The sequence below is a fragment of the Actinomyces sp. genome (assembly GCF_030530635.1).
GTDB lineage: Bacteria > Actinomycetota > Actinomycetes > Actinomycetales > Actinomycetaceae > Actinomyces.
Genome location: NZ_JAUMUL010000100.1, coordinates 1 through 6,619, shown reverse-complemented (window position 1 = coordinate 6,619; position 6,619 = coordinate 1). Strand labels below are relative to the sequence as shown.

Here is a 6,619-nt window from a genome sequence, read left to right as displayed (position 1 = left end):
GTCGCAGTCGGAGGGGGCCTGCCCGTAACGGATGGCCCGGTACTGCACTCCCCGGCCGCGTGTGGTGGATCAGGCCGGTAAGGTCAGCGCCCTCGCGCCGGACGCTGCCAGATCCCCATGCGTAGGGCGCCCCTGGGCCAGGTCGGTGTACAAGCTCGCGGGTGGTCTGCCAGCCGATGATCCGCCGGGAGTAGACGTCGGCGGGCGAAAGCAGGCGCACCACCCAGCCGGACAGGGTTCGTACGTAGGTGGGGGTACCTCCCACGTAGTGGGGGAATGTCCGCCACCCACAACTCGTTGGGTCTGAACGCGCTGAAGTGTCTTTTGACCAGGTCCGCGGGGCACTGCTCCTTAGGAGCCGACCGGGTCGTCCTGGGCGATTTGGCGCGGCCGGTGGCCGTGCAGGCCCATGTCCCGCATCAGACGCACCCGCGGTGCAGCAGGCGTCGCATGCCCCAGGCCGTGCCGGGCGGAGGCCTCGGGCCGGCCCCGCATGGCGTGCATCTTCCTTGCGCCCAGTACGCAGTAGTTGTTCTCATGCACTCTGCTGGTTTCGGCCTTCAGAGCCTGGTCGCGTCTACTCCTTGCCGATGGGGGACGGGACTTGCGGGCCCGGCAGGACGGGTAGGGGCGATCTTGACACCGGCACTAGTAAGCGCCTGACAGAACCGGCACAGGCCCCAAGGTCCGCCTTGTTGCCCGTCGATGAAGGAGACCGGTGACCTCTAGCGGCGCCTCACACTCCGCCCGGGGCGCAAACATGCGCGCACCGTCTTGCGCAGGATCCCCGTTAGCCCTGCGCAGCTCGCGTACTTTCTTCTCCAGCTGCCTGATCCGCTCGGCATCAGATGTGGTGGTTCCCGGGCGGGCGCCTGCGTCGATCTCGGCCTTCTTCACCCAGGTACGCAGCGCCTCGGTGTGGACACCCAGTTCATCGGCGATCCTCCAGGTTCGCCCCCCTTAGACCTCTCCGGGTCCCTACGGGCCCCTGCACAGCCATCCTGGTAGCCCGCTCCCGCAACCCTCTTCGGGGTACTTCCTCTGAGCACTCCCGGCAGTGATCCTTCCGTGCGTTCACTGCCTCCATCAAACCCGGTGCAGTTCACCTTGGGCCAAGCCGTACTCGCCCTCGCCCACCGCCGCATCCTCACCCCATGTACGCCACGGGTCCGAGACGGCTCCCTCTACGACCCCCAACCAGCCCAGCAACTGCCCACAGCCGCTTGACAAACCACATAGGGGCACCCGCCCAGGGCAAGACCCGAATGGAGAAGGTGATGCAGACCCTCAAGACCGGCTACCGGCCACCCAGGCACCTCCAACGGCCCCACCGAAGCAGTCAACGGCCGCCTGGAACACCTACGCGGCATCGCCCTCGGATTCAGAAACCTGACCAACAAGCGCCATCCGCAGCCTCATCCACGCCGGCGGCTTCAGACAACAGCTACTACACCCCTAAACCGGAAGAGCCACATTAGTAAGACTGCCTTTGTATTGATCCGATAGTGGTGTAATCGGAGCCGTTCCATTTCGCTGTGCATACATACAATGCCGGGACGGTTGCCCCGAATGAGTTTGTTCCGCGTACTGTTCCGGTAATCAGCCATTCGCGTTCTCCTTGTTTTGCGGCCGTGGTGCCGCTGAAGGATGCGGAGTGGGGGTCCTTGAGTTGCTGCGATATCGCATTCTCGCATGCTATGATGGCGCCGGATTCGGACCCGTCGGATTCGTACCCCCAACGCATGGGTATAAATACAATGAGCAATGCAATGAGGAGCCCTGTGGCCATGTTTCGCGCGTGGAATATAGCGCCGTCCTTTTGGTTGTGGTACATTGCTTCGAAGACTGCGATTTCGCTGGGGGAGAAGGTGACTCCCGCGGCCTTGTCAATTTCTACGGCTGTGGACATTTCCTTATAGAACTTGCGCACTTCGCGAGCTTTTTGACTGTGCTTATTAAACACGACTGTCGCCGCGATGCAGGTGATAGCGAGGAGTCCGGCTAGGTAGATCAGATCGCCGTTGGTGAAGGTGATAGCGGTCGCTATGATTCCCGAGGTGAGAGCTATCCAGAAAGGTGTGTTCGCCCTGGATTCTTGTTCGATGCGTGTTTTATCCATTTGAAGTACGATCCGGGCGGAGGACTCTTCAGGAAGGGAGTCGAGGAGGTGGTGGGGCAACTTGGTTGCGCTCATTGCGTGTCCTTGCATCTGGGCCTGCGATCATGCGGTCGCGTCTTTTGTTGAAATCAAAGGTAGCGGACGGTTTGGGGGTGTGGGTGGACTGCGGCGCTCGGTTACGACATTGTTAGCAGTTCCCTCACGAGCGGGGTTGCGTGGGATCTATGTTGGCGTCGGTCAATCTCAGCGCACCTCGCGTCTGGTACGTACGGCGAGTGGGTTGCGTGCTGTGGCGTTTCTCAAAGGTGCGCGGTGGTCATGTGGTTCGCTCGTACGGTGCGCGGGTGTGGAGGACGTTATGGGTTGCTGTCCTCTTGCTGACCATCAGCGGTTTTCAGTGGTCTGGAGCGTGCACAGATATCTAGGCGCATCCAGCGCCAACGCCGTGCCAGATGTGTGCATGCGTGCCCTTACCGCCGCGGACGCCGCCAGTCGCATCCTGGAGATCGAGGAGGGGGACACGGCCGTCGCCCATGCCCGCACCGCCGTGGGCCTCGCCCTGTCCGACCAGGGGGTCGACGCCGACCCCGCCGCGGCGATGACCGTGGGCTGTGCAAATAGTTCCTGCCACGCCGCGGTGGTGCGGATTGAGGTGGGCGTGGACCTGCCACTGCTGTCCTTGAGCGGCGTGGGGCAAGACGTGGTCGTCATAAACGCCGAGCGCTCCGTCACTCTCGCCGGGACGGGAGACGAACCATGATTCTGGGGATGCGGAGCGGCGAGCGCGGTGTGGTCGAGCGGACTCGGCAGACTGCCAGGCGACTGCGCCGAGTCGTTGTGTGCGCACGTCGGGCGGCCGCCGCAGAGGAAGGACAGACCCTTCTGCTGGGTGTCGGGCTGATAGCCGTCGTGCTGGCCCTGATCTTGGCATTGGCCTCGGCCACCGCCGTCTATCTGGATCTGAAAACGCTGACGTCCCTGGCCGACTCGGCCGCGGTTGCGGCGGCGGACGCCGTTGATGAGGATTCTTACTTCGGCGGTACCGTTACGGATGCCGGGCCGGGGGAGCTGTCCACGGCGAGCGTGCAGGCTGCGGCGGCAGCTGACCTGGCGAACCAACCGGTTGACCTGGCGGATCTACGGATCCTGGAGGCCTCCAGCCCGGATGGCGCTACTGCCGTGGTCACGTTGTCGGCCCACTCGCGGCCGCCCTTCCTGCCCTGGGGAGTCATACCAGCATCCGGGTTCACCATCACCGCCACTGGAACCGCCCGCGCCACCACCGGGTTGTGAAGGTGAACTGTCCGAATCCGGCACAAACGCGCTCGAAGCAGCCAACTTACGTTTGCTGATCGTTGGAATCAAGCAGTTTTACGGGTGACCGACGGGTACGGGTGCGGCGTTTGTGCCGAATCTGGACACTGGGCCGGCGAACACCAGTGGCCGCCGTCGGCTCGGTCCACGGGTCTGTTCTAGACTCGGGCCCGTGGCCACAGACTTCCCCGCCGAGATCGAGCAGCTCCGACACACCTACGCCTCCGTCGTCGCCGTGACGGACCCCGAGGCGCTGCGCGGGCGCATCGCCGAACTGTCCGAGCAGGCCGCCGCCCCCGACCTGTGGGATGACCCCGATGCCGCGCAGGCCGTCACCTCCGCCCTCTCGCACGCACAGGCGGATCTCAAGCGCGTTCAGGCACTGGGCGGGCGCATCGATGACTTGGAGACCATGGTGGAGATGGCGGGGGAGGAGTCCGGCGCGGACGCTGAGGAACTGCTGGCCGAGGCCGAGTACGACCTGGCTGGTGTGCGCAAGGACCTGTCCGACCTGGAGATCCGCACCCTGCTGTCCGGCGAGTACGACCAGCGCGACGCCGTGGTCACCATCCGCTCCGGGGCGGGCGGAGTGGACGCCGCGGACTTCGCCGAGATGCTGCTGCGCATGTACACCCGCTGGGCCGAGCGGCACGACTACCCGGTCAAGGTGCTGAACACCTCCTATGCCGAGGAGGCCGGGCTTAAGTCCGTCACCTTCGAGGTGCACGCCCCCTACGCCTACGGCACGCTCAGCGTGGAGGGCGGCACCCACCGCCTGGTGCGCATCAGCCCCTTCGACAACCAGGGCCGCCGCCAGACCTCCTTCGCCGCGGTCGAGGTCATCCCCCTGATCGAGTCCACCGACCACATCGACATCCCCGAGACCGACATCCGCGTCGACGTGTTCCGCTCCTCCGGCCCCGGCGGCCAGAGCGTCAACACCACCGACTCCGCGGTGCGCATCACCCACCTGCCCACCGGGCTGGTGGTCTCCATGCAGGATGAGAAGTCCCAGATCCAGAACCGTGCCGCCGCCATGCGCGTGCTCCAGTCCCGCCTGCTGCTGCTCAAGCAGCAGGAGGAGGACGCCAAGAAGAAGGAGCTCGCCGGCGACGTCAAGGCCTCCTGGGGCGACCAGATGCGCTCCTACGTGCTCAACCCCTACCAGATGGTCAAGGACCTGCGCACCAGCTACGAGGTCGGCAACCCCGACTCCGTATTCGACGGTGACATCGACGGCTTCATCGACGCCGGCATCCGCTGGCGCAAGCAGCAGGAGCAGGCGGCCGACTGAGCCGCTGGTGACTGGCGGCACAATCGCCTGCGTGAGTCGGCCGCCCTACACCTAGACGGGCCTGCCGGCAGGTCGGTATCACGACTCGCTGACTCCTCAGTGCCGGGATAGTTCGGCCTCGCGGCTGTTGCCCGGCGCGTCACCTTCCTTCTCGCTCGGACGAGACTACGCGGACATCGCAGGCGTCAATCGCGCCGGCGAGCATGGCCTCGACCGCAGGCTCGTCACCGGCGCACGCCAGGACCGCGGCCGGGCGTGCGCGCAGCCCATTGACGGCGTGGACCGTCTCGCCAGGGCGGCATTCCCAAAAGACGTCGGTCCCGGCCGGGAGTTCTCTACTGAGGCTGATGCCGACGACGGTTCCGGCGGCGGTCTCGACGAAGCGCACGCCTGCGTGGCGACTGATCTCCGGGGTCGGCGGCAGCGGCTCTCCGCGCAGGGAGTCGACCAATTCGCCGTAAAAGTCCAACCCCGGGCACACCGCAGACACCAGGTCGGGGGAGATGAAGTCTCCACCCTGCCGGACGTGGAACTCACCCCATACGATTTCTTTCTCAGGTGTCACCCAGAACTCGACGTGCAGGTGCCCGCACCGAATCCCCAGCGCATCGATGCACGTCTGGAGCTGCTCCCGCAGGTGACATGACGGCGGGATCCTGTCGGGCCCGGCCGGCTGAAGATGGCCAGTCTCGACGAAGCTCTCGTTGGTCGTCTTGGCGGTCGTCGTGTAGACGCGGACTTGCCCGTCAACGGTGAGACCCTCGACAGAGAACTCCGTACCTGTCACGAACTCCTCCAGGCAGTAACCTCCTGCGATGACATCGGGGCCGAGATCGGGCAATTCGTCCAGCGAAGCGATGTGGTGTACCCCTACGCTGCCCATCCCGGTAGCCGGCTTGACGATCCAGCCGCCGGGGGCGGGAGGCGGTGTCTTCACTCTCGCTCCGGCCGCATTGCCGAACAGCGATGTTCCGTCCGCCGCGGCCCCTATGATCCGCAGGCACTGCGGCTGACGCAGACCGGCCTGACGCAGAGCCTCGCGGCAGGCAGGTTTGTCCTGGATCAGCCTGATGCAGGCCTCGTCGTTGGCCATGGTCCCCAGCGCGCGGGCAAGCCGGCTGTTTTGCAGCTGATAGTTCTCTCGGAGTGCGGTGGACAGCACCACTTCGCCCGGGCAGCGCGCTCGAATCTCCTGCACCGCCGCAGTGATCTGCTCCGCGTCGAGTCCGCTCGTGTAAGGGCCGGGAACCGTGACCAGGCAGTCGACCGGTATGGGCGGGGTCTGGTGCTGTAAGGGCTCATGAAAGTCCACGCCGCAGATGCGCAGCTTCCGCTCCCGGCAGGACTTCAGAAAACCTTGAAACCAGTGCGCTGAGGCGTGCGACCCGGAGGTGGTGACGCCGACAAGCACCGCCCAGGCGGATGTGTCGTCAGGCAAGGACATTCAGCCAATCCTCTCTTCCAAAACCGGCGTGCGCGTAGTGGCCACCGGTCACCTCAATGAGCTTATTTGGTTGTGCCGGCGGCATGACGCCTACGGGCGTCCTCGGCTCGGTCGGCGGTAAACGTCGCGGCGGTGTCCGAGCGTGACCACAACGACGACGAGTCGGCCGTCGTCGATCGTGTAGATGATGCTGAATTTACCCAAGTCGCCTACTCGTACCCGCCAGGCGGGGCGGCCTTTGAGAGGGCGGCATCCGGGAGGGCGCGGGTTGGTGGCAAGCAGAGCGATCGCACCCTGGAGCCGGCGCTGATCCCGCTTGTCGATGCGGCGCAGAGCTTTGAGCGTTCTGATGTCGAATCACGACCTTGGGGTGGGGGGGGGGTCCCCCCCCCCGGGGGGGGTAAGCCCCCCCCCCCCACCACACAGCAAACCCCCCCGCGGCGGGTGG

8 protein-coding genes and 1 pseudogene are annotated in these 6,619 nt (G+C 65.2%); 4 read left to right on the top strand and 5 right to left on the bottom strand.

Annotated elements, in window-relative coordinates; genetic code table 11:
• Nucleotides 1–351 precede the first annotated feature (351 nt).
• Together Q4A20_RS14485 and Q4A20_RS15195 are read right to left on the bottom strand one after the other, a co-directional pair.
• Nucleotides 352–543, bottom strand: coding sequence for a hypothetical protein (locus Q4A20_RS14485; protein ID WP_303124051.1), 192 nt, complete (start codon nt 541–543; stop codon nt 352–354).
• Between the two features lie 105 nt (nt 544–648).
• Nucleotides 649–942, bottom strand: a complete 294-nt coding sequence (locus Q4A20_RS15195) for a transposase (RefSeq protein ID WP_368502490.1) — start codon at nt 940–942, stop codon at nt 649–651.
• 366 nt (nt 943–1,308) lie between these two features.
• Between Q4A20_RS15195 and Q4A20_RS14480 the strand changes: the two are divergent.
• A pseudogene (locus Q4A20_RS14480) lies at nt 1,309–1,459 on the top strand (transposase); the annotation flags it as partial.
• Nucleotides 1,460–1,474: 15 nt separating this feature from the next.
• Here the strand turns inward: Q4A20_RS14480 and Q4A20_RS14475 are convergent.
• Nucleotides 1,475–2,194, bottom strand: a complete 720-nt coding sequence (locus Q4A20_RS14475) for a hypothetical protein (RefSeq protein WP_303124050.1) — start codon at nt 2,192–2,194, stop codon at nt 1,475–1,477.
• Nucleotides 2,195–2,579: 385 nt separating this feature from the next.
• On the opposite strand from Q4A20_RS14475, the gene Q4A20_RS14470 reads away from it, so the two are divergent.
• From Q4A20_RS14470 to prfB, 3 genes are all read left to right on the top strand, one after another.
• Nucleotides 2,580–2,879 carry a peptidase T4 gene (locus Q4A20_RS14470; RefSeq protein WP_303124049.1) on the top strand — a complete coding sequence of 100 codons (300 nt, stop codon included), beginning with the start codon at nt 2,580–2,582 and terminating at the stop codon, nt 2,877–2,879.
• Nucleotides 2,876–3,412, top strand: coding sequence for a glycosyltransferase (locus Q4A20_RS14465; protein ID WP_303124047.1), 537 nt, complete (start codon nt 2,876–2,878; stop codon nt 3,410–3,412). Before Q4A20_RS14470 ends, Q4A20_RS14465 begins: the two co-directional genes overlap by 4 nt.
• A gap of 193 nt (nt 3,413–3,605) precedes the next feature.
• Entirely contained in the window at nt 3,606–4,727 is a 1,122-nt protein-coding gene (gene prfB, locus Q4A20_RS14460) for a peptide chain release factor 2 (RefSeq protein ID WP_303124045.1), read from the top strand.
• A gap of 139 nt (nt 4,728–4,866) precedes the next feature.
• Here the strand turns inward: prfB and Q4A20_RS14455 are convergent, their stop codons facing one another.
• Nucleotides 4,867–6,171 carry an acetyl-CoA carboxylase biotin carboxylase subunit family protein gene (locus Q4A20_RS14455; protein ID WP_303124044.1) on the bottom strand — a complete coding sequence of 435 codons (1,305 nt, stop codon included), beginning with the start codon at nt 6,169–6,171 and terminating at the stop codon, nt 4,867–4,869.
• Nucleotides 6,172–6,261: 90 nt separating this feature from the next.
• Nucleotides 6,262–6,504, bottom strand: a complete 243-nt coding sequence (locus Q4A20_RS14450; RefSeq protein WP_303124053.1) for a type II toxin-antitoxin system RelE/ParE family toxin — start codon at nt 6,502–6,504, stop codon at nt 6,262–6,264.
• Between the last annotated feature and the right edge of the window lie 115 nt (nt 6,505–6,619).